Annotated in this window: 20 protein-coding genes; 18 read left to right on the forward strand and 2 right to left on the reverse strand. The window is 58.3% G+C overall.

Annotated elements, in window-relative coordinates; translation table 11 throughout:
- Window positions 1-32: 32 nt before the first annotated feature.
- Genes lepA through pdxJ form a run of 7 tightly spaced genes read left to right on the forward strand, consistent with a single transcriptional unit; the run spans window position 33 to window position 6,133 of the window.
- On the forward strand, window positions 33-1,835 hold the full coding sequence (lepA, locus tag ACNSOI_RS04945) for a translation elongation factor 4 (RefSeq protein ID WP_061332334.1): 1,803 nt from the start codon (window positions 33-35) through the stop codon (window positions 1,833-1,835).
- Between the two features lie 15 nt (window positions 1,836-1,850).
- Entirely contained in the window at window positions 1,851-2,639 is a 789-nt protein-coding gene (gene lepB, locus ACNSOI_RS04950; RefSeq protein ID WP_420195248.1) for a signal peptidase I, read from the forward strand.
- A 25-nt stretch (window positions 2,640-2,664) separates the two neighbouring features.
- On the forward strand, window positions 2,665-3,051 hold the full coding sequence (locus ACNSOI_RS04955) for a DUF4845 domain-containing protein (protein ID WP_072678269.1): 387 nt from the start codon (window positions 2,665-2,667) through the stop codon (window positions 3,049-3,051).
- Complete coding sequence (gene rnc / locus ACNSOI_RS04960; RefSeq protein ID WP_061332276.1) at window positions 3,048-3,737, forward strand: ribonuclease III; 690 nt, start codon at window positions 3,048-3,050, stop codon at window positions 3,735-3,737. Before ACNSOI_RS04955 ends, rnc begins: the two co-directional genes overlap by 4 nt.
- A complete protein-coding gene (gene era / locus ACNSOI_RS04965) occupies window positions 3,737-4,654 on the forward strand; it encodes a GTPase Era (protein ID WP_420195249.1) in 918 nt (305 codons plus the stop codon). Before rnc ends, era begins: the two co-directional genes overlap by 1 nt.
- Before the next feature lie 7 nt (window positions 4,655-4,661).
- Window positions 4,662-5,402 carry a DNA repair protein RecO gene (gene recO / locus ACNSOI_RS04970; protein WP_319636416.1) on the forward strand — a complete coding sequence of 247 codons (741 nt, stop codon included), beginning with the start codon at window positions 4,662-4,664 and terminating at the stop codon, window positions 5,400-5,402.
- Window positions 5,399-6,133 (forward strand): pyridoxine 5'-phosphate synthase, encoded by a 735-nt coding sequence (gene pdxJ / locus ACNSOI_RS04975; protein ID WP_061332273.1) that lies wholly within the window; start codon window positions 5,399-5,401, stop codon window positions 6,131-6,133. The genes recO and pdxJ overlap by 4 nt, the downstream gene beginning before the upstream one ends.
- Window positions 6,134-6,140: 7 nt before the next feature.
- Here pdxJ and ACNSOI_RS04980 read toward each other — a convergent pair whose 3' ends face one another.
- The gene (locus ACNSOI_RS04980) at window positions 6,141-9,011 is read right to left on the reverse strand and encodes an ATP-binding protein (RefSeq protein ID WP_420195250.1); all 2,871 of its coding nucleotides are present in this window, start codon (window positions 9,009-9,011) and stop codon (window positions 6,141-6,143) included.
- A gap of 225 nt (window positions 9,012-9,236) precedes the next feature.
- Here ACNSOI_RS04980 and cysM point away from each other — a divergent pair, with 225 nt between their 5' ends.
- The 5 genes from cysM to ACNSOI_RS05005 all read left to right on the forward strand — a co-directional run bounded on the left by cysM (window position 9,237) and on the right by ACNSOI_RS05005 (window position 15,167).
- On the forward strand, window positions 9,237-10,130 hold the full coding sequence (gene cysM / locus ACNSOI_RS04985) for a cysteine synthase CysM (RefSeq protein WP_420195251.1): 894 nt from the start codon (window positions 9,237-9,239) through the stop codon (window positions 10,128-10,130).
- 41 nt (window positions 10,131-10,171) lie between these two features.
- The gene (gene rlmD / locus ACNSOI_RS04990; RefSeq protein WP_106693528.1) at window positions 10,172-11,515 is read left to right on the forward strand and encodes a 23S rRNA (uracil(1939)-C(5))-methyltransferase RlmD; all 1,344 of its coding nucleotides are present in this window, start codon (window positions 10,172-10,174) and stop codon (window positions 11,513-11,515) included.
- An 85-nt stretch (window positions 11,516-11,600) separates the two neighbouring features.
- Entirely contained in the window at window positions 11,601-13,838 is a 2,238-nt protein-coding gene (gene relA, locus ACNSOI_RS04995) for a GTP diphosphokinase (RefSeq protein WP_106693529.1), read from the forward strand.
- Window positions 13,835-14,674, forward strand: a complete 840-nt coding sequence (gene mazG / locus ACNSOI_RS05000; protein WP_420195252.1) for a nucleoside triphosphate pyrophosphohydrolase — start codon at window positions 13,835-13,837, stop codon at window positions 14,672-14,674. Before relA ends, mazG begins: the two co-directional genes overlap by 4 nt.
- A gap of 148 nt (window positions 14,675-14,822) precedes the next feature.
- A complete protein-coding gene (locus tag ACNSOI_RS05005; protein WP_061332269.1) occupies window positions 14,823-15,167 on the forward strand; it encodes a hypothetical protein in 345 nt (114 codons plus the stop codon).
- Between the two features lie 80 nt (window positions 15,168-15,247).
- Here the strand turns inward: ACNSOI_RS05005 and ACNSOI_RS05010 are convergent, their stop codons facing one another.
- Entirely contained in the window at window positions 15,248-15,481 is a 234-nt protein-coding gene (locus ACNSOI_RS05010; protein ID WP_138437761.1) for a hypothetical protein, read from the reverse strand.
- A 104-nt stretch (window positions 15,482-15,585) separates the two neighbouring features.
- Here ACNSOI_RS05010 and ppc point away from each other — a divergent pair, with 104 nt between their 5' ends.
- The 6 genes from ppc to ACNSOI_RS05040 all read left to right on the forward strand — a co-directional run bounded on the left by ppc (window position 15,586) and on the right by ACNSOI_RS05040 (window position 22,581).
- Window positions 15,586-18,231, forward strand: a complete 2,646-nt coding sequence (ppc, locus tag ACNSOI_RS05015; RefSeq protein ID WP_420195253.1) for a phosphoenolpyruvate carboxylase — start codon at window positions 15,586-15,588, stop codon at window positions 18,229-18,231.
- A gap of 57 nt (window positions 18,232-18,288) precedes the next feature.
- Window positions 18,289-19,659, forward strand: a complete 1,371-nt coding sequence (locus tag ACNSOI_RS05020) for an HDOD domain-containing protein (protein ID WP_058091708.1) — start codon at window positions 18,289-18,291, stop codon at window positions 19,657-19,659.
- Between the two features lie 228 nt (window positions 19,660-19,887).
- Window positions 19,888-20,541, forward strand: coding sequence for an adenylate kinase (gene adk, locus ACNSOI_RS05025; RefSeq protein WP_061332267.1), 654 nt, complete (start codon window positions 19,888-19,890; stop codon window positions 20,539-20,541).
- Between the two features lie 33 nt (window positions 20,542-20,574).
- Complete coding sequence (tsaB, locus tag ACNSOI_RS05030) at window positions 20,575-21,279, forward strand: tRNA (adenosine(37)-N6)-threonylcarbamoyltransferase complex dimerization subunit type 1 TsaB (protein WP_106693534.1); 705 nt, start codon at window positions 20,575-20,577, stop codon at window positions 21,277-21,279.
- Window positions 21,280-21,382: 103 nt separating this feature from the next.
- Window positions 21,383-21,757 (forward strand): hypothetical protein, encoded by a 375-nt coding sequence (locus ACNSOI_RS05035; protein ID WP_061332265.1) that lies wholly within the window; start codon window positions 21,383-21,385, stop codon window positions 21,755-21,757.
- Window positions 21,757-22,581, forward strand: coding sequence for a class I SAM-dependent methyltransferase (locus ACNSOI_RS05040; protein ID WP_106693536.1), 825 nt, complete (start codon window positions 21,757-21,759; stop codon window positions 22,579-22,581). The genes ACNSOI_RS05035 and ACNSOI_RS05040 overlap by 1 nt, the downstream gene beginning before the upstream one ends.
- Window positions 22,582-22,584 lie beyond the last annotated feature (3 nt).

Here is a 22,584-nt window from a genome sequence, read left to right on the forward strand (position 1 = left end):
AATCCTACGTCTTATATGAGTAATCATTGTCTGTGACTGAACTGAGCCGAATCCGTAACTTTTCCATTATTGCCCACATTGACCACGGTAAATCCACACTGGCGGATCGTTTTATCCAGATCTGTGGCGGCCTGACAGACCGTGAAATGGCTGAACAGGTTCTTGATTCCATGGATCTGGAACGGGAACGGGGCATCACCATCAAGGCCCAGAGCGTGACGCTCAACTACACCGCCAAAGACGGCGAAACCTACAAGCTGAATTTCATCGACACCCCCGGTCACGTGGATTTTTCCTATGAGGTATCCCGTTCCCTCTACGCCTGTGAGGGTGCGCTGCTGGTGGTAGACGCAGGCCAGGGTGTGGAAGCCCAGTCGGTGGCCAATTGCTATACCGCCATTGAGCAGGGCCTTGAAGTGGTGCCGGTACTGAACAAGATGGACCTGCCCCAGGCGGAGCCGGAGCGGGTGGCGGCGGAAATTGAGGATATCATCGGCATCGAAGCCGCCGATGCGGTGCGCTGCAGTGCCAAAAGCGGTCTGGGCGTGGAAGATGTACTTGAGGATCTGATCAGGAAGATTCCGCCGCCGAAGGGTGACCGCAGTGCACCTCTGCAGGCGCTGATCATCGATTCCTGGTTCGATAACTATCTGGGCGTGGTATCCCTGGTTCGGGTGACCGAGGGCGTTCTGCGTAAAGGCGACAAGATTGTCATCAAGTCCACCAAGAAAGCGTGGAATGCCGACAAGGTAGGTATCTTTAATCCGAAGCCCACCGACACTGATGTTCTGGAAGCCGGTGACGTAGGCTTTGTGGTGGCGGGTATCAAGGATATTCACGGTGCACCGGTGGGCGACACCATCGTGCATCAAAAGTTCGCCGACGAAACCCCGATGCTGCCGGGCTTCAAGAAGGTTCAGCCGCAGGTATACGCAGGCCTGTTCCCGGTCAGCGCTGACGATTATGACGACTTCCGGGATGCCCTCGAAAAGCTGACGCTGAACGACGCCTCCCTGTTTTTTGAGCCTGAGAATTCTGACGCCCTCGGTTTCGGGTTCCGCTGTGGTTTCCTGGGCATGCTGCATATGGAAATTATCCAGGAGCGGCTGGAGCGTGAGTACGATATCGATCTGATTACCACCGCGCCCACGGTAATCTATGAAGTCATTACCAAGCAGGGTGAGACTCTGTCGGTGGACAACCCCTCGCGGCTTCCGGATATTGGCTCTATTGAGGAAATGCGTGAGCCCATCGTGGAGGCGAATATCCTGGTGCCCCAGGAACACCTGGGTAATGTTATTGCCCTGTGTGAAGAGAAGCGGGGTGTTCAGAAGAACATGCACTTCATGTCGACCCAGGTTCAGCTCACCTACGAGTTGCCGATGGCGGAAGTGGTGATGGATTTCTTCGACCGGATCAAGTCTGCCAGCCGAGGTTTTGCCTCGCTGGATTACCACTTCGTGCGGTTCCAGCAGGCCAATTTGGTTCGCCTGGACGTGTTGATTAACGGTGAACGGGTCGACGCCTTGGCATTGATCGTTCATCGGGATCTGGCGCACCGCAAGGGGCGCCAGCTGATCGAGAAGATGAAAGAGCTGATTCCCAGGCAGATGTTTGATATCGCCATCCAGGCGGCAATCGGAACCCAGGTGGTGTCACGGGTTACGGTCAAGGCATTGCGCAAGAACGTTACCGCCAAGTGTTACGGTGGTGACGTCAGCCGGAAGAAGAAACTGCTTCAGAAGCAGAAAGAAGGTAAAAAACGTATGAAGCAGCTAGGCAATGTCGAGGTGCCTCAGGAAGCGTTTCTTGCTGTATTGAAAGTGGATAACTAAAACTAAGGCTCCCGGATGGATATTGATTTTCCGCTGGTACTGGTGGTTCTGACCTTCGCGACTGGATTGATCTGGCTGGCGGATATAGTGTTTTTCAGTAAACGTCGGCAGGCAGCTGGCCCTGACGTTGGCAGTGCCGCGTCTGATGAAAATGCCGAAATCAGTGAACCCTGGTTGGTCGACCTGAGCCGATCGTTCTTCCCGGTGCTGGCCATTGTTCTGGTGCTTCGCTCGTTTCTGGTAGAACCCTTTCAGATTCCCTCCGGTTCGATGCTGCCGACCCTCGAAGTTGGTGATTTTATCCTGGTGAACAAGTACGCCTACGGGCTCCGGTTGCCAGTGGCCGGCACCAAGGTGGTGTCGATGGGTAATCCCGAGCGTGGTGATGTCATGGTGTTCCGTTATCCGGAGGATGGCGCCACCAACTACATCAAACGAGTGATTGGTTTGCCGGGTGACCGGGTGCGCTATCGCGATAAACAGCTGTTCATCAATGATGAACCGGTGGCCAGGGAGTTTGTGGCCCGTCTTCCGCCAATGGAGCGCTGGCGTGAGGAAGTGGGTGGTGTGGAGCACGATGTGTATCTGACCCTGGGCCGGGTTGCAGGCAACGGCGAAGGTGAATGGCTGGTGCCTGATGGCCATTACTTCGTCATGGGGGACAACCGGGACAACAGTAACGACAGCCGGTTCTGGGGCACAGTGCCCGATGAGCTTGTGGTCGGGAAGGCCTTCGCCATCTGGATGCACTGGAAATCGCTGACAAGTCTGCCATCTTTTGATCGAGTGGGTAGCATTGACTAACCCCGTTGTGCCGGAGACAAACATGATGAAAAAGAATAATCCCGTCGGATTACAGCAGCAGGGCGGTAGCGCCCTGACCATGCTGATTGTGGCGATGTTTTTTGGCAGCCTTCTGGCCCTGGGGCTGAAAATCGGCCCTGCCTATCTGGACGATTTCACTATCCAGGAGGCACTGGAGGGTCTTGATGGCACCGAGGGTTTGTCGCGAATGGGGCCGGCGGAAGTGCGCAACCTGATTAACCGGCGCCTGAGTGTCAATAACGTCAGGGGTTTTGACGCCAAACAGATCAGTGTTGAAAAAAATGGCGAGTTCGTGGTCATCAAGGTTGACTACGAGGTTCGCAACCATCTATTCGGAAATGTGGACACCATCGTTCATTTCCAGCATGAGTATGAGTTAAAGGGACAGTGAGTTCACAACCAGATCTGGATCAGTTGCAGCGTCGTATCGGATACACCTTCAAGGAGCCCGAGCGGTTGCTGCTGGCCCTGACCCACAGAAGTTACGGGAACCAGAATAATGAACGCCTGGAGTTCCTTGGGGATTCCATCGTTAATATGGTGATTGCAGAACACTTGTACCTGCACTTCGAGAAAGCCCGTGAAGGTCAGTTGAGCCGGCTCCGAGCGCGGATGGTCAAAGGCGTGACCCTCGCCGAGATTGGTCGCGAATTCCAGTTGGGCCAGTATCTCCGGCTGGGCTCCGGTGAGCTTAAAAGTGGTGGCTACCGGCGCGAGTCGATTCTGGCGGATGCGGTGGAGTCCATCATCGGTGCCATTTACCTGGACAGCGATTTTCATACCTGCCGTGAGCAGGTGCTGCGCTGGTTCGAGCATCGCCTGGCCAATCTGGACATTCAGGACACCCAGAAAGATCCGAAAACCCGGTTGCAGGAATACCTGCAATCCCGGCAGTTCCCGCTGCCTCGTTACGAAGTGATCTCCGTCGACGGTGAAGCCCATGAGCAGACGTTCCACGTCTCCTGTGCCCTACCGTCACTGGATCGAAAGACCAGCGGCACCGGTAGCAGTCGGAGAATTGCTGAACAGCAGGCTGCCCGCAATGCCCTAAAGCAACTGGGCGTGGAGAACTCCTGATGAATGATATTACCCGCCCAGAGAATCCGGACAGCCGTTGTGGTTTTGTCGCCATTGTTGGCCGGCCGAACGTGGGAAAATCCACGCTTCTGAACCATATCCTGGGCCAGAAACTGAGTATTACCTCCCGCAAACCCCAGACCACCCGACATCAGGTGCTGGGTATCAAGACAGACGGGCCGGTACAGGCCATCTATGTGGATACCCCCGGTATGCACGAAGACGAGCCCCGCGCGCTGAACCGTTATATGAACAAAGCGGCGTCGTCTGCCCTGATCGACGTGGACGTGGTGGTGTTCGTGGTGGACCAGCTGGCGTGGACCACAGCCGATGACATGGTGCTGGAGAAATTGTCGCGGTTGAAATGCCCGGTTATCCTTGCAGTTAACAAGGTGGACAAGGTTGAGAACCGGGACAAACTGCTGCCGCACCTTGAGGCACTGTCCAAAAAGCGGGAATTTGCCGAAATTATCCCTTTGTCTGCGTTGAAAGAAACCAACCTCCAGCCACTGGAGGAAGCTGTGGGACGTTTTCTGCCCCAGAGTGTGCACTTCTACCCGGACGATCAGATTACGGATCGCAGCGAGCGCTTTATGGCGTCGGAGATGGTGCGGGAGAAAATTACCCGCCAACTCGGGGCTGAATTGCCTTATTCCGTGGCAGTAGAGATCGAAGAGTTCAAGCACGAGGGGAAAACCCTGCATATCTCGGCCCTGATTCTGGTGGAACGGGAAGGCCAGAAGAAAATCATTATCGGTGACAAGGGCGAGCGCCTGCGCCGCATTGGTCAGGAAGCCCGAGTGGATATGGAACGCATGTTTGGCTCCAAGGTCATGTTACGTTTGTGGGTGAAGGTAAAGCGCGGCTGGGCCGACAGCGACCGGGCATTGAAAAGCCTTGGTATGAGCGATTTCTGAGGTCGCTATGAAGGGAGCGGTGCAGCAGGAGCCCGCTTATGTGATTCACCGGCGTCCCTGGCGGGAAACCGCCTTGCTGGTGGATCTGTTTACCCTGAACCATGGCCGAATGAGTCTGGTGGCGCGCGGCGCCAACAGTGCCAAAAGCCCCCTCAAGGCCCAGCTGCAGCCGTTCCAGCCGTTAATGGTGGACTGGACCGGCAAAAGTGACCTGAAAACACTGGTGCAGCTTGAGGTTCGATCGGCGCCGCTGCTTTCGCAACCCCGTGCCTTGTACAGCGGCCTCTACATCAATGAATTGCTTCAGCGCATTCTGCCAGCGGCAGACCCTCATCCCACCCTGTTTGCGAGTTACATAGAAAGCCTGCAGTCTCTCGCGACACTGGCGGCCAAAACCGATGTAGAGCCAATATTGCGGCACTTTGAACGGGCGTTTGCCGGGGCCCTCGGTTATGACTTTGCCTGGGACGAAGCCACCGATACCGGCTTGCCTGTGGAGGCCGGTGGGTACTACGGTTATGATCCGGTGCAGGGTATTGTGTCTGCCACTGCGTCCGGGGTTCGCTTGCAGCAGATTCCGGGCGAGGCTCTGCTGGCCCTGGCCGAAGGCGACTTTTCCGGTGAGGTGCCGCGCAGGACGGCCAAGCGGATCATGCGTATTCTGATGGACTATCTGTTGCAGGGTAAGCCGTTACACAGCCGCAATCTGTTCAGCCATTCCGTTTCATCATCAGGGAGAACCCCATGAATTCCAGAGTGTTGCTCGGTGTGAATATTGACCACGTGGCCACATTACGCCAGGCCCGCGGCACCCGCTACCCGGACCCGGTTCAGGCGGCACTGGTGGCCGAGGAAGCGGGGGCCGATGGTATTACCATTCACCCCCGGGAAGACCGCCGTCACATTCAGGATCGTGATGTACTGTTGCTGCGCGAAGTCCTGCAAACCAAGATGAACCTGGAAATGGCGGTAACCGACGCCATGCTGGCTTTTGCCGAACAGGTGCGTCCGGAATGTGTCTGCCTGGTGCCGGAGAAGCGCGAAGAGCTGACCACCGAAGGTGGCCTGGATGTCGACGGCCAGGAAGAACGTGTGGCCAAGGCCTGCGATCGCCTGGCAAAGATCGGGGCCGAAGTGTCACTGTTCATTGACCCGGACCCGGTTCAGATTGACGCAGCGGTACGCTGTGGTGCGCCGGTTGTCGAGCTGCACACCGGCGAATACGCCGAAGCGCAGGACCCGGCCGTTCGGGAAAAAGCGTTCAAACAGCTGGCCGATGCCGTCGCCTATGCCCGAAAGAAAGGGTTGATTGTGAACGCTGGCCACGGCCTGCATTATCACAACACCGAGCGGGTGGCGGCGATTCCGGGTATTAACGAGTTGAACATCGGCCACGCCATTGTTGCCAGGGCAGTGTTCACCGGACTGAAAGAGGCGGTCAGGGAGATGCGCGCCATTCTTGAGCGCGCCCGGCCCTGATCCGACCTCAGGTGGTCTCCGGCTGGCGTTGCTGTTCCCTGAACAGTTGCTGCCAGTCGGTTTGTTCACTCCAGATCTGCAGTCGGTCCATGGCTGCCAATAGCTGGTCTTTCTGTAGTTCCATATCCGGCGCCTGGCACTTCAGTGCGGTTTCAAAACGGTTGGCGGCGGTTCTCAGCTCCGGTACGCCGCAGTAGCGGGTTGCGCCGTGGAGCTTGTGTACGCATTCAAGCAGCTCGTCGGTGTCATTGTTGTTCCACAGATCGGCTACCCGCTCGATGTCGGTGTGCAGCTGTTCCAACAACATGCTGAACAGTTCTTCCGCCAGGTCGGCCTTGCCAGCGGCCAGTTGAATGCTTTCATCAACACTCACGCAGTCCTGCTGCATGCGACGGTTTGATGGCCGCAGGGTGCGGCGGGTATCCCGGACTTCCGAGATTTTGAAACTGTCGTTGCTGCTCTTGCAGTCATAACCCGTGTATTCGCGAATCAACTGGACCAGCTGTGTGCTGCTGATCGGTTTTGGCATGTAACCGTCGAAGCCCTGCTGGGTCAGCCGTTCCTGCTCGTCGGCCAGGGCGTGTGCGGTCAGCGCGATGATTGGAGTGTGGTGTGATCCCGTGTCGAGGTCCCGGATACGTGCCGTGGTTTCCACGCCGTCCATGCCTGGCATTTGCAGGTCCATGAACACCAGGTCGAAGGGCTTTTGCCTGGCCTTGGTCAGTGCCTCGAAGCCGCTTGAGGCGCCCTCGGCTTCAAGCCGGCAGTCCTGCAGCAGGGTCATCACCAGTTTCAGGTTGGCGTCGTTGTCATCCACGGCCAGTACACGAGGGACTCTCGAAGGGCCGCTGCTTCTCAGTGGCAGGGACACTTCTCCTGCTCCCTGGTTGCTGGCCTGGATGCCGTGGATCAACAGCAATAGCTCGTCGTAGAAGGCGTCCCGGCACACCGGTTTGGTAAGGTGTCCGCTGGACAGTCCGGACAGCGGCGTGTCGTGGGTTTCCAAGGTGGGGGTCAGCAGCAGTGTTCGGCAGTCCCGCTCCACTTCCAGCGAACGCACCATGTTGCAGTACTGGCTGGAGTTCAGCAGGTGGCGGGTAATGCCGATAATGGCGGCGGCGTAGCCTTCCTGCTTCCGCTGGGCCTCCTCCACGTGTTCTACCAGGGCGGCTGGCGAGGACACCCGTTGTACCGCCACGCCCCAGTCCCGTAACAGGTGTTCGACCGCGAGCCCGGTGGTTTTCTGCTGTTCGAGGTAGATAATCCGCTCGCCGCGCAGGGCGTCTTTCGGCGCGCTGGTATCGGCAGCGGCAGACAGTTCCGGCGTGAGGGTAAACCAGAAGGTAGAGCCCTTGCCGAGTTCGCTTTCCAGGCCAATCTTGCCGCCCATCTCCTCCACTAGTCGCTTGGAAATGGCCAGTCCAAGCCCGGTGCCGCCATACTGCCTGGCGGTTGAGGCGTCGGCCTGGCTGAAGGCATTAAACAACGACTGCTGCTGGGCCCGGGACAGGCCCACTCCGGAGTCCGTGATGCTCAGGCGCAGGGTTACCCGATTACTGTCGGGTGTTTCGTCTTCCAGGCTGGCCCGCAGCACCACTTCACCGGTCTGGGTGAATTTGATGGCGTTATTAACCAGGTTGGTGATGACCTGCTTTACCCGCAGCGGGTCACCCATGATGTTGTCCGGTACATCGTTATAGACAAGCGGCACCAGGTCCAGGTTCTTGGCATGGGCCGCCGGTGCCAGCATGACCATCACCTCTTCCACGATATCCCTTAGCTGGAACGGTACCCGGTCAAGAATCAGCTTGCCGGCCTCGATCTTGGAAAAATCCAGGATGTCGTTAATGATCGTCAGCAGAATCTCGGACGATTTCCGGATGGTGTTCAGGTGGTCCCGTTGCTGGCGGGGCAGGGGGCTTTTCAGCAGCAATTCGGTAAAGCCGATGATGCCATTCAGGGGCGTGCGGATTTCGTGGGACATATTGGCCAGGAATTCGGACTTGATCCGGCTGGCTTCCAGGGCTTCCTTGCGGGCGAAATCCAGTTCGATATTTTGAATTTCAATGGTTTCAAGGGTTTCACGGAGGTCCTCTGTGGCCTGGTCGATGTTCTGCTGCATTTCCGCCTGGGCCTTGCTGAGCTCGGAGGCCATGTCATTCAGGCCGGATTCCAGCTGTTCGAATTCGGGGCCTGCACTGGTGTACACCCGGGTATCCAGCTTACCTTCCTTGAGCCGGGCTACGGCTTCATTGAGCTGGAACACCGGATCGGTGAAGGCCCGGCTCAGGCGCAGGGCTATGGCCATGCTGAGCAGTACCCCGCCAATCACCAGTAGCAGGGAAATCAGTAGCGCCTTGTAGGTTTCCTTTTCGGTGCGGACATGGGACATCTCCACCGCAACCCAGCCCAGCGGTTCCTGTAGCCGGGTAGCCGACTGCCGGACGTCCGGGTCCAGCATGGTTTCAATCATCAGGTCCTGGAGAAAAACCGGTGTCACAAACCGGGTGCTGCTGCCCCGGGTAATCTTTACCGCCAGGTCGGGTTTCAGGGAGGATTCGTCGATGGCATCGGCGCCCCCCGGGCCGGTATGGAGCAAACGCCGGCCGTCAGGTGAGAAGAACGTGATCGAACGGACATCCTGCTCTTCCAGCAGGGCGTTGGACAGGCTGCTCAGCAGGCTGCGGTTGGCAGTGAACAGGCCATACTCGGAGCCGGCAGCAAGCTGGCGGGACAGGGATTCACCTCGATCCCGGAGCAGGTTCTCGATGTTGTTGACCCAGCTGTAAGTGAAAAACAGCCCCAGTAACAAAGTGGTCAACAAGGTGGGAACCAGCGTTACCACCAATACTTTTTTGCGAATGCCCCAGCGCCGCATAATATGTTCCTGCTAGTTTCCTGAGCCTGGCCGGGCCTATCTTGCCCGAAACCGGCACTTCCCTGTGTAATGATCATAGTTGATCTGAATCCCGAAAACTGTGGTAGAGGTTCCGGGAACAAACAGTTATAGCCGCGGGTCATGGATATAGCGACAAGCTGTATTGGGACAATGCGGCCATAACGCGTATGATTCGAACCCAAAAGTGTATCACAGGGTTTCGCTATGATTTTCCCGACCATTGAAGATTATGTAGGGCATACCCCTCTGGTTCGTTTACAGCGTCTGCCGGGGGAAACCTCCAATGTTATTCTGGCCAAGCTGGAAGGCAACAACCCAGCCGGGTCGGTGAAGGACCGGCCGGCCATTAGCATGATTCAGGAAGCCGAACGCCGTGGTGAAATAAAGCCGGGCGATACCCTGATTGAGGCGACATCCGGCAATACCGGTATTGCCCTGGCCATGGCTGCGGCAATCAAAGGTTACCGGATGGTTCTGATCATGCCGGCGAACATGAGCGAGGAGCGCCGCGCCTCCATGCGGGCATACGGAGCGGAGATCGTGACCGTCAGCAAGGAAGAAGGCATGGAAGGGGCACGGGACCTGGCTGCGCGGATGGAATCCGAGGGCAAGGGCAAGGTGCTGGACCAGTTCAGCAACCCGGATAACCCGCTGGCCCATTACCGCACCACCGGCCCGGAAATCTGGGAGCAGACGCAGGGCAAGGTGACTCACTTTGTCAGCTCCATGGGGACCACCGGGACCATTATGGGCGTGTCCCGTTATCTGAAAGAGCGAAATCCCGATATTCAGATTATTGGGTTGCAGCCAGAAGATGGTGCATCCATCCCCGGTATCCGCCGCTGGCCCGAGGCCTATTTGCCGTCGATTTACGACGCTGCCCGGGTAGACCAGGTGTTGGACATTGGCCAGAAAGAAGCAGAAGACACCATGAGGGCGCTGGCCGCCAAAGAAGGAATTTTCTGTGGCGTGTCGTCCGGTGGCTCCATTGCCGCTGCCCTCAAATTATCCCGTGAGGTTGAAAACGCGGTGATCGTGGCCATTATCTGTGACCGCGGAGACCGATACCTGTCTACCGGTGTTTTTCCCGGCGCCTGAACCGGTCATCCAAGCCGGCTACACAAGAGAGATTAACCCCTATGAGTAAGCGTCGCCGCAAGGTTCTGCCCCAGGAACCGGTGCGTTGTGAAATTGAAACCCTTGGCCACGACGGCCGGGGCATTGCCCGGGCCGAAGGTAAAGTCCAGTTTGTGGACGGTGCTCTGCCCGGTGAAACGGTGATGGCAAAGATGGTCAGCACCCGAAGCAAGTTTGATGAGCTGCGTACCCTGGAGGTTCTGGAAGCGGCTCCAGACCGCCAGCAACCGCCCTGTGACTTTGCCGACCTTTGTGGTGGCTGCAGCCTTCAGCACATGAGCGCCGATGCGCAGATCCGGTTCAAGGAAGACACGCTGAGGGAGCATTTTGCCCATTTTGGGGGCATCGAACCCCAGGAGTGGGTTGAACCCATGCGCTCACCCGCTACCCTTGGCTATCGTCGCAAAGCCCGCCTGGGCGTGCGCTATGTGAAAGCCCGGGAGTCGGTGCTGGTAGGATTCCGGGAAAAGCGTAACAGCTTTCTAACGGATATTGACCGTTGTGTGGTGCTGGACCCGCGTATTGGTGATCGCATCAAGCCCCTGCGGGAACTGCTGCATGGCATGGTGGCTTTCGACCGGATTGCCCAGGTAGAAGTGGCCTGTGGTGATGATGTGGCGGCCATGGTGTTCCGTAATATGGACGAACTGGTTCCCGAAGATCGGGAAAAGCTGATTGCCTTTGGTCAGGCCCATGACTTGCATATCTATCTGCAGCCCAAGGGCCCGGATACGGTGCACCGCATCTGGCCGGAATCGTCCGGTCGTGATGGTGAGCGCCTGAGCTACAGCCTGGACGAGTTTGATCTGACCATGAAGTACCATCCGATGGACTTCACTCAGGTCAATGCCGGTATCAATCAGAATATGGTTCATCGTGCAGTGGAGTGGCTGGATGTTCAGCCCGGTGAGCGGGTGCTGGATCTGTTCTGTGGCCTGGGTAACTTTACCCTGCCATTGGCTCGCAAAGGTGGCCGGGTGGTTGGCGTCGAAGGCGATGATGCCATGGTGGTGCGTGGCCGCGAGAACGCACAGCTCAATGGTCTGGATAATGTGGAATTCTTTGGGGCCGATCTGCACGGTGACTTTACCGGGCAAAGCTGGGCCAAAGAGGGTTTCGACAAGATTCTGATCGACCCGCCCCGGTCTGGCGCGGAAGACATCTGCAAGTACCTCACGGCGTTCGGGGCCAGCAGGATTGTCTATGTCTCGTGTAATCCGGCCACTCTGGCAAGAGATGCCGGCGTCATGGTGCGCAACGGTTATCGCCTGGTGCGCGCAGGTGTGATGGATATGTTCCCCCACACTACCCATGTCGAATCCATTGCTCTTTTTGAGCGTGAATGACTCTGACTGATCAGTCGACAGTCAGATGCCGGGGCGCCAGGATCGCGACCCGGGTAACCGGAAAATCAGCGGGTATGCCTCTGCTATGGTAAAAGTTCGGGAAGATTATTCGGTCACTGGTGATGGCGAGATCGACATTGATCGTTGTGTTCGCCACATCGCTGAACAGACGCACCTGGATAATCCGGAGCAGCTCCGGCAGGCCTGTGAAAAAGCGGCCAGGATTGCCGTGCAGGCATTCAGAGAGGATCGCCTCTGGGCGCCCGGCTCCAGTAGTTTCCGTACGGGTCTGGAAATGGCACAGGTGCTGGCCGAACTGCATCTGGACCAGGCCAGTCTGGTGGCTGCGGTGTTGTACCGGGCCGTGCGTGAAGAGCGGGTACCCCTGGAAGAGATCCGCAAGGAATTCGGTGACGAAGTCGCCGGGCTGATCAATGGTGTGCAGCAGATGGCAGCCATTTCGTCGGTGCACCACCCGCTCAAGGGCAATGTGCTGGGCCAGAGTGAAGGGCAACTCGACAATGTCCGGAAAATGCTGGTTACCATGATTGACGACGTCCGGGTTGCGTTGATCAAACTGGCCGAGCGGACCTGTGCGATTCGGGCCGTCAAGGATGCGCCGGAAGAGAAGCGCATGCGGGTGGCCAGGGAAGTCTTCGATATCTACGCGCCCCTGGCACACCGGTTGGGTATTGGTCACATCAAATGGGAGCTGGAAGACCTGTCTTTCCGGTACCTGCACAGCTCAGCGTACAAGAAGATCGCCAAGCTGCTGGATGAGAAGCGGCTGGACCGTGAAGGCTATATCCGGCGAGTAATCGAGACCCTGCAAACCGAACTTCAGGCCTCCGGTATCAAGGGTGAACTCTCCGGCCGGGCCAAGCATATCTACAGTATCTGGCGCAAAATGCGCCGCAAGGGTATCGACTTTTCCCAGGTCTATGATGTCCGTGCGGTGCGCATCCTGGTGCCGGAAGTGCGGGACTGCTATGCCGCTCTGGGCATTGTTCACACCTTGTGGCGGCATATTCCCAACGAGTTTGACGACTACATCGCCAACCCCAAGGAGAACGGCTACCAGTCGCTCCATACCGCGGTGATCGGCCCCGAAGGCAAGGTGATGGAAGTGCAGATCCGCACCCATGCCATGCACGAGGAAGCTGAGTTAGGTGTTTGTGCCCATTGGTTGTACAAGGGCACCGACAAGAACAACAAGTCCACCGGTTACGACGCCAAGATCAACTGGCTGCGGCAGGTGCTGGAGTGGCAGGAAGAGTTGGGCGACTTGTCTGGTTTGGCTGATCACCTGAAGTCAGACGTCGCCTCGGACCGGGTTTATGTCTTCACCCCCGAGGGCCACGTGGTCGACCTGCCCCAGGGTGCCACACCGGTGGATTTCGCTTATCGGGTACACACCGAAATCGGTCACGCCTGCCGGGGTGCCCGGGTGAACAGCCGGATCGTTCCTCTGACCTATCCGCTGAAAACCGGCGACCAGGTATTTATCCTCACCTCCAACAACCCGGCGCCGAGCCGGGACTGGCTGAACCCAAGCCTGGGCTATATCCAGACATCCCGGGCCAGGGCAAAGGTTACCCACTGGTTCAAGCAACAGAATCGTGACCGTAATATCACAGACGGCCACGCTATCCTGGAAGACGAATTCAAGCGTTTGTCGCTGTACGATGTTGATCTGGGGGATTTGGCCAAAAAGGTGAATTACCACTCGCCAGACGATATGTTCGCCGCCATTGGGGCCGGCGATTTGCGGCCTGCGCACGTGGCGAACGTGGCCCAGCAGATGCTGGAGCCGAAGTCTGAACAGCTCGACCTGAAGCTGACCACTGCCCGCAAGAAGGATTATGACACCGAGTCAGACATCCAGATTCTGGGTGTGGGCAAACTCAAGACCCAGGTGGCCAAGTGCTGCAAACCGCTACCGGGTGATGCGATTGGCGGATATATCACGGTTGGGCGTGGTGTCACCGTGCACCGACAGGACTGCCTGACCTTCCTCAGCCTGAGGGAATTCGAGCCCAACCGGATCATCGAGGTGAACTGGGGTGGCAAGCCGGCCTCTGTGTACCCTGTCGATATCGAAATCGAAGCTTACGATCGCTCGGGGCTGTTGCGGGATATAACCCATGTGTTGTCGTCATCCCGCAGTGACGTGCTGGCCCTGAATACCTTGACCAACAAGGATGAGAACATCGCTACCATGAGGGTGACGGTGGAAATCTCCAGCCTGGAACAGTTGGCGCGGTTGCTGGCCCAGATTCGCAACCTGCCGAACATCATCGACGTAAGGCGAAAGCGCGGATGAGCTATTCCATTGATGACCTGAAAACCCTGATGGCCCGGCTCCGGGAGCCAGACACGGGCTGCCCCTGGGACACCCGGCAGACGTTCGCCAGCATCGTGCCCCACACGATAGAAGAAGCCTACGAAGTGGCCGACGCCATTGAACAGGCGGATTACCCGCATCTGAAGGATGAGTTGGGAGACCTGCTGTTCCAGGTGATCTTCTACGCTCAGATGGGGCGTGAGGAAGGGCATTTCGATTTCGATAGCATCGTTGATCACCTGGTCCGCAAACTGATTCGCCGGCATCCCCATGTCTTCCCTGAAGGCACTCTGGAAAGCCGCATTGACCCGAGCAACCGTCCCAGCGAAGCCTGGATCAAGGAGAGCTGGGAGCGTATCAAAGCGGAGGAGCGGGCCGAGAAACCTGTTGTTGAGTCTTCGGTCAGCCGCCTGGATGGCATTGCACGAACCCTGCCGGCCATGGCCCGTGCCGAAAAATTGCAGCGCCGGGCTTCGCGCCATGGCTTTGACTGGCCTGAGGTTGGCCCGGTCTTCGACAAGCTTCACGAGGAGATCGATGAGCTGAAAGACGCATGGCAGGCCGCCCAGAATGGTAGTGGCGACCAGGATGCGGTCGAGGATGAACTGGGTGATCTGCTGTTCGTGTGCGTGAATTTGGCACGATTCATGAAAGTGGATCCTGAGCAGGCCCTGAACCGAACGAACCGCAAATTCGACGCACGTTTTAGGGCGATCGAGGCGGTGCTGGAAAGTGAGGGGCGTGATCTGGATGAGGAGTCCCTTGAAGCGCTGGATGCCATATGGCAGAAGGTCAAGGGGGTTGAAAACCGTTAACGGTCAGTGCCTCGGAACAGTAGCCGATAAGTACAATCCGTTACCAATTTTCAGTCACTGAAATGTCATTCTTCGTCTACACTTCTAGTACGGCTTGCACCATATCGGTGCGCTGTACCGTCAGATAAGATGCAGGGGTGAAGGCACCATGAAAATCAAAGATCTGGTCAAGCATTGGGACAAGCACGGTCGTGGTCGGCTCACTCGTGATGCCGCGTACCTATCGTTGTCTGACCAGCATCACGAGCTGTTGCAGAAAGTGGCAGCGATGTATCCGATGAAATCCTCTCAAGACCTGATGCGTGATCTGATCTCCGCTGCGCTTGATGAGCTGGAAACCAGCTTTCCCTACGTTCAGGGCGACAAAGTGGTTGCTTATGATGAGGATGGTTTTGAGATCTACGAAGACCAGGGGTTGACTCCGCGGTTTGTAGCCCTTAGCCAGAAGCATATCAAGCGGATCAAAGCCCGCCAGCTTGAATCCGTGGCCTGACGCCAGCACCGATTCAGCTCACCACCGGGTTTCCATCAACCCAGGCGCCGTGCGCTTGGGTTGATGTCTGCTCATCTATATTACTTTCCCTTGTCTGCCAGGCGATCCTTCAGCGGCCCCTGAGTAATCAGGTCGTCCAGGGCAGCGGCAATCATGTCATTGAGAATCTCGCTTTCGCTGCGATCTGGATAGAGTTCCGCCAGCGCGGCTACCCGGGCGGCGTCTTCAAGGGGCAGGCGCAGATTGTATTCGTGTGTACGTTCCATCGCCTGTTTTTCCTGTTCCCAGTGCTGGGGCAAATCGGTCACTTTCATGGTGGCTCCTTGGGGCGAGGGGATTGAATCGCCAATAGACTTTTCGAACGGATCCTTAGTATCGTAAGTTTACTTCGTCTCCGTCAATTCAGAAGGAACTCAACGTGACCGAACTGCACCCCGATCTGCGAGAAAATGTGCGTCTGCTGGGCGAATTGCTGGGCCAGAGCATCCAGCGTTTTCCCGGGCAGGACTGCTACGAGCGGATTGAGGAAATTCGCGCGGCCGCCAAAGCCGACCGTCGGCAGGAGAGTGGCTCCGGGCAGCGCCTGGTAACACTTCTGGGGCAACTGAGCGACGATGAACTGTTACCGGTCACCCGCGCCTTCAACCAGTTTCTCAACCTGGCGAACCTGGCCGAGCAGTACCATGGCATTCGCCGTAAGCAGGGACACCCTTCCGACCTGATGGTGGAGTCCCTGGGCGAGGTCTTCGAGCGATTGAAATCCGGAGGCGTTGATCCGGAGGAATTGCACCAGCGGGTGGCGGACCTGCGGATCGAGTTTGTGCTGACCGCCCACCCGACGGAAGTTGCCCGCCGTACCCTGATTCTCAAATACGACGAAATGTCGGATTGCCTGGCCCGGCTCGACCACGACGATCTGATGCCGGCGGAGCGTGATGAGATTGTGGCCCGCCTGTCACAGCTGATTACTGAGGCCTGGCACACCGACGAAATCCGCCATGAGCGGCCGACGGCTGTGGACGAGGCCAAGTGGGGCTTTGCGGTCATCGAGAACAGCCTCTGGCAGGCATTGCCCAGATTCCTTCGAAGCCTGGACCAGTCACTTTCTGATGCAACGGGCAAAGGCCTGCCCCTGCAGAATTCCCCGATTCGCATTGCCTCCTGGATGGGAGGGGACCGAGACGGTAACCCGAACGTGACTCACGATGTGACTCGTCAGGTCTTCCTGCTGGGCCGCTGGATGGCTGCCGATCTTTACCTGCGGGATATTCAGGCTCTGAGGGCCGAGTTATCCATGTGGCAGGCCAGTGATGAACTGAGGGCGCGGGTTGGTGATTGCCGGGAACCCTATCGTCAGGTACTGGCCGAGTTGAGGGAGCGCCTGGTCCGTACCCGGGACTGGGCCGAGGCCGGCGTTAAAGGCCGGGTGGCGGACGAGACCGGTATCCTGTTTGAGAACGAAGACCTGACGGCCCCCCTGGAGCTGTGTTATCGATCGCTGATGGATTGCGGCCTGGCGCAAATTGCCAACGGCCCGCTGTTGGACACCATTCGCCGTGCTCACACATTCGGACTGCCGCTGATTCGCCTGGATATCCGGCAGGAGGCTTCCCGGCATGCGGAGGCAGTGGCAGAGATGGTGGATTATCTGGGGCTGGGAGACTATCTGTCCTGGTCGGAAGACGACCGGCAGGCATTCCTGCTGCGCGAGCTGCAAGGCCGCCGGCCACTGGTGCCCCGCAACTGGGAACCCTCAGAGTCCGTCAAGGAAGTGCTGGCTACCTGCGAGGTGGTGGCGGGCCAGACCCCGGAAGCGCTGGGCTCCTACGTTATCTCCATGGCCAGCAAGCCTTCGGATGTATTGAGCGTGATCCTGCTGTTGCGGGAAGCGGGAATGAAGTTCCCGATGCGTGTGGTGCCGCTGTTTGAAACCCTCAGCGATCTTCAGGGCGCGCCAGACAGCATGGCTGCCCTGTATCAGGTTGATTGGTACCGCGAATACTGTCAGGGCCGCCAGGAGGTGATGATCGGCTATTCGGACTCGTCCAAGGACGCCGGCCAGCTGATGGCAGCCTGGGCCCAGTACCAGGCCCAGGAAAAACTCACCCAGGTGGCCCGCCAGTATGGCGTGCACCTGACCCTGTTCCACGGTCGCGGCGGCACGGTGGGCCGTGGTGGCGGCCCGGCGAACCGGGCGATTCTGTCGCAACCGCCGGGATCGGTGAACGGCAGTTTCCGGATTACCGAGCAGGGGGAAATGATCCGATTCAAGTTCGGTTTGCCCCGGCTGGCGGTACAAAGCCTTACCCTGTACACCACTGCCGTCATTGAAGCGACCCTGGCGCCACCGCCACAACCCGAGGACAGCTGGCGCGAGATGATGGACTGGCTGACGGAGCGTTCCCTCAAATCTTACCGGGAAGTGGTAAGGGAGAACCCGGATTTCGTGCCTTATTTCCGGCAGGTTACACCCGAAACGGCGCTGGGTAAGCTGGCCCTGGGCAGTCGACCGGCGCGCCGGAAAGCCACCGGTGGCGTGGAGAGTTTGCGAGCCATTCCCTGGATTTTTGCCTGGACCCAAATGCGCCTGATGCTGCCCAGCTGGCTGGGCAGCGATGTGGCCCTGGAGGAAGCCGCCCGGCACCAGCGCCTGCCAGAGCTGCGCGAGATGATGCGGGGCTGGCCGTTTTTCCGCACCTATGTCGACATGCTGGAAATGGTGCTGGCCAAAGCCGACCTGCGCATTGCCAGTTATTACGAGCAGACCCTGGTGGAGGATGAAAGCCTCAGGGCCCTGGGGAGTAGCCTCAGGGAACGGCTGAACGGCTGTATCGAGCGTGTGCTGGAGCTCAAGGATCAGCAAGCCCTGTTGGAGAGCGAACCGGTGTTTGCCCATTCCATGAGAGTGCGCAACCCCTACACCGACCCCTTGCATTACCTTCAGGCGGAATTGCTCAAACGCGACCGCGAAAGTGAGGGCAAAGGTGAGGTGCCGGATATGGTGGAGCGGGCGCTGAAAGTCACCATGGCAGGCATCGCCGCTGGTATGCGTAATACGGGCTAACGTGCATAATAACGCCGGGGCCAGAAAGCCCTGAACCGGATAAAGGAGTCTTCCCCGTTGGCACTGTCAGAGCGACTGTCGCATTACCTCGCCCGTAAGGGTATCAGCTATCAGCAGATCGAAATTGCACCGGTAAGCAATCTCGATGCGGCGGTTCTTGCCTCTGGCAAGCCCCAGCATGATTTTATCCAGCCCACGCTGCTGATCGACATCAATGGTGTGGTCATGGCGGTGCATCGCTTCGACAGTACGTTGGATATGGACACCCTGCATCAGTTTACCGGGCGTCGCCTGCAGCCGCTGACCGCGCGCCAGACGGCGAGGCTGTTTGGCGACTGCGAGCCAGGATTCGTGCCACCGGTCGGGAATGCCTGGGATCTGCCGGTGCTGATTGACGAAGATCTCACCACCGCCGACCAAGTGGTGTTCTCAGCTGGCACCAACGATACCCTGGTTGTGATGGATGGCCGCTCGTTCCGGTTGGCACTGGCGGGTGCTCGCGAAGGGCACCTGGTTATCCGGGGGCAGGGTAATGGTTCCCGTGGCGCGCTGAGCCTCGACGAAGTGGCTGACAAACTGCAGAAACTCTATCGTCTTCCGCCCATGCCGGCGCTGGCGTTGCGGATTCTGCGCCTGACCGCCAATACGGAAGCCACCGCCAGAGAGCTGGCGGAACTGATTGAGTTTGACCCGAGCATGACGGCCCAGATCATGCGCTACGCAAGGTCGGCACTGTTCAATTACCCTGGCCAGATCAACTCTGTTCAGGAGGCCGTTACCCGGGTGCTGGGGTTTGATCGGGTCGCCCATATTGCCATGGGTATTGCATCGGTGAGGGCTTTTGATGTGCCTAGGGGTGGAATGCTGGGCATGGATAATTTCTGGCGTCACTCACTTTACTGTGCCTTCCTGTGCCAAAGCCTGGCGGCGCGTTCGGGCCGGGACAAGGGGCTGGCGTATCTGTGCGGGCTGTTGCACAACTTTGGCCTGTTGCTGGTGGGGCACCTGTTTCCCTCTGAATTTCAGGAACTGAACGCTCTTCGGGAGATCAACCCTGAAGCAAGCATGCATTCACTGGAACAGGAAGTGTTTGGCCATAGCGAGCGCCAGGATATCCTGGCGGTTGGCCATGGCGCCATTGGCGGTATTCTGCATCGGCTCTGGCAACTGCCGGAACCTGTCATCAAGGCTGCAGGCATGCACCAGCACCCGGGTTACCATGGTGAGCATGAAGAGTATGTTTTGATGGTCCAACTGGCGAATGCCCTGCTGAAAGAGCAGGGTATTGGCGACGAGTTCAACCCGGATGATATCCCCGCACTGACAGAAGCGCTTGGCCTGGAGCCAGCAACACTGGCGCTGGTTCAGGAGGAAATCCAGGCCGTTGCAACCGACCTGGATGTGCTGGCGTCGTCGCTTGCATCCTGAGCAAAACGGCGTCAGGCTTCTGTGCCTGAAGCCCCCTGTGTTCCGGTAATTCCAACCATGATACGGAGGTCGACTTTCTCTGTCGGGGCGGACTTCGTATAATGCTGCCTCAATTTTGGGCAGGCGCGCCAGCAAGTGGGCCTGGAGGCCCTGAGAGGTTGTCGCAAAGGCGACGGTTTTTGCCGCAACTTTTCAAACGATAATATAAGACAACGGGAGCACAACGTTATGAGAATCATCATGTTAGGCGCGCCAGGCGCTGGAAAGGGTACTCAGGCTCAGTTCATTACCGAGCGTTTCGAGATCCCCCAGATCTCTACAGGCGACATGCTCCGTGCCGCCGTCAAGGCCGAGTCCGAGCTGGGCAAACAGGTCAAGGAAGTGATGGCCTCCGGTGGTCTGGTGTCTGACGATATCATCATCGCCCTGATCGATGAGCGTATTCAGCAGCCGGATTGCAAGAACGGTTTCCTGCTGGACGGCTTCCCACGCACCATTCCCCAGGCTGAAGCGCTGAAGAACCAGGGTATCGCCATCGATTACGTGGTGGAAATCGCCGTTGAAGACGAAGAAATTGTCAGCCGTCTGTCTGGCCGTCGCGTGCACGAGGGCAGTGGCCGTATCTATCACGTGAAATACGATCCACCCAAAGTAGAGGGCAAGGACGACGAGACCGGCGAGCCGTTGGTACAGCGTGAAGACGACAAGGAAGAAACCGTACGCAAACGCCTGAACATCTACCACGAGCAAACGGCGCCGCTGATTGGCTTCTACCAGGACTGGGCCAGCAAGGCACCTGCCGACGCGCCCAAGTACGTGCGCGTGGAAGGCATTGGTAGCCTGGACAGCATCCGCGACCAGATCCTGTCCCAGCTTAAGTAATCGAAACCGGAGTAGCCCGGGAGGCTTGATTCTGTGAAGCTTTTAGCACTGGATACGTCTTCTGAGGGCTGCTCCGCCGCTCTATGGCTGGATGGCCAGATCAGCGAGCGGTTTGAACTGGCCCCACGGGGCCACACCCGCCTTCTAATGCCCATGGTTCGCGAACTGCTCGCCGAACAGGGGCTTTCCCCGAACGATCTTGACGCCCTGGCTTTTGCCCGCGGCCCGGGCTCTTTCACCGGTTTGCGTATTGCGACCGGGGTTATCCAGGGGCTGGCCTGGGGGCTTAACTTACCGGTTGTGCCGGTGTCGTCGCTGTCGGCTGTCGCCCTGGACGCCATTGAACAGCACCAGTTGGCCGATGGTGAACACATTGCGGTGGCCTTTGATGCCCGTATGGGCGAAGTGTACTGGGGTACCTTCCTGTGTCAGCAGGGGTTGCCGGTGTTGATCGGCGAGGAGCGGGTCTGCCCGCCCGGGGCGGTGAGCCTGCCGGACTCAGACGTATCAGCGAACTGGACTGGTGCCGGCCAGGGCTGGACATTAAAGGGCGATATGCCCGAAGTGGTGGTCTGCCGGATCAGAGCGGTGGATGACACCCTGGTGCCCCGGGCCGCCATGGTGGCACGATTGGCAGAACAGGATTTTCGCCATGGCATCGCGGTGCCGGCGGAGCTGGCGCAGCCGGTCTATATCCGGGATGAAGTGGCCTGGAAGAAACTGCCCGGTCGTGCGTGAAAGGTCGTTTTCTGATCAGAAATGTTGCCGCCTGCCTTTCCAAGAGGCCCTGGTTCTTCCATAATGCAGCAACACACTTGAACCGTTTCTGTGGTTGCGCATTATGATCGGTGGTATTAATCCGGCCAATTCCTCCCTGATTCAAACGGGTAACAACAACCCGGCACGAGAGCGTACCGATGTCGCCAGGTCCCCGGCCGCTTCTCCCCAGGCCCCCGGCGCCGAGTCGGTTCGCCGTGACCTGAATGCGCCCCAGCAAAGCCGGGATACTGCTCCCGGTAACCAGACGGCTAGTGAAGCGACCGATCGTCGCGTTGAAGCCCGCAGGGCCGCTGAGGATGCCCGGCTTGAACGATTCCGCGCCGACGAGCTGCCTTTGCCAGCCTCAAGAGCGCTTTCGACCTTTGCCGGTGTGGCCGCCGCCGGGCAGGAATTCGAGGGTGGCTCGGTTATTTCCGGTATCGACATTCTCGTCTGATGCCAAACCCTTCCCATGATACTTGCCACTCCCTGACGGCGACCGTTGCCGTTGGTTGCAGCCCGCTGGGTGACCAGATGGCTGCACGACAGTTGGCGGAAGAGCTGGAGTTGCGTTGGCTGGGTATCGTCAAACCCAAACAGGTCCGGGAATTTCCGGTGCTGCTGTACATGGACGACGAAGGGCTTGCCCTCCAGTTGACCGGCAAAGGGGCGCCAGGACCGGTGCGGGCGGAGTTTGTGACCGGCAAAATGGGCTACCGTCGAGAGCATGGCGGCGGTACCGGCCAGTTGGTGGCCCGGGCGGTTGGTTTGCAGAAAACCAGGGCCCAGCTGCACGTACTGGATGCCACTGCCGGCCTCGGCCAGGATGCTTTCGTGCTTGCCAGCCTGGGTTGCCGGTTAACCCTGCTGGAGCGAAACCCGGTGATCCATGCCTTGCTGGCAGATGGCCTGGCAAGGGCCGCACTGAATATCGATTGCGCGCCCCTGGTGGCGCACATGCAGCTTGAAGCCGGCAGTTCCATTGACTGGCTTGAGAGCGCCGGCAAGGATGCGGCGGATGTGGTGTATCTGGACCCGATGTTCCCCCACCGGGACAAAGCCGCCCTGGTCAAAAAGGAAATGCAGGTGTTCCGGCAGGTTGTGGGAGACGATGACGATTCTGAACAGCTGCTTGCCGCAGCCCTGGCCTGTGCCCGTTACCGGGTGGTTGTGAAACGCCCCCGGAAGGCGCCCGCGGTGGCGGGGCCGGAGCCCACTACGCGGCTGGAAGGTAAAAGCAGCCGATACGATATCTATTCCATCAAGGCGCTGCCGGCCTGAGAT

Source organism: Marinobacter sp. GH_1 (genome assembly GCF_048595985.1).
Classification (GTDB): Bacteria; Pseudomonadota; Gammaproteobacteria; order Pseudomonadales; family Oleiphilaceae; genus Marinobacter; species Marinobacter shengliensis.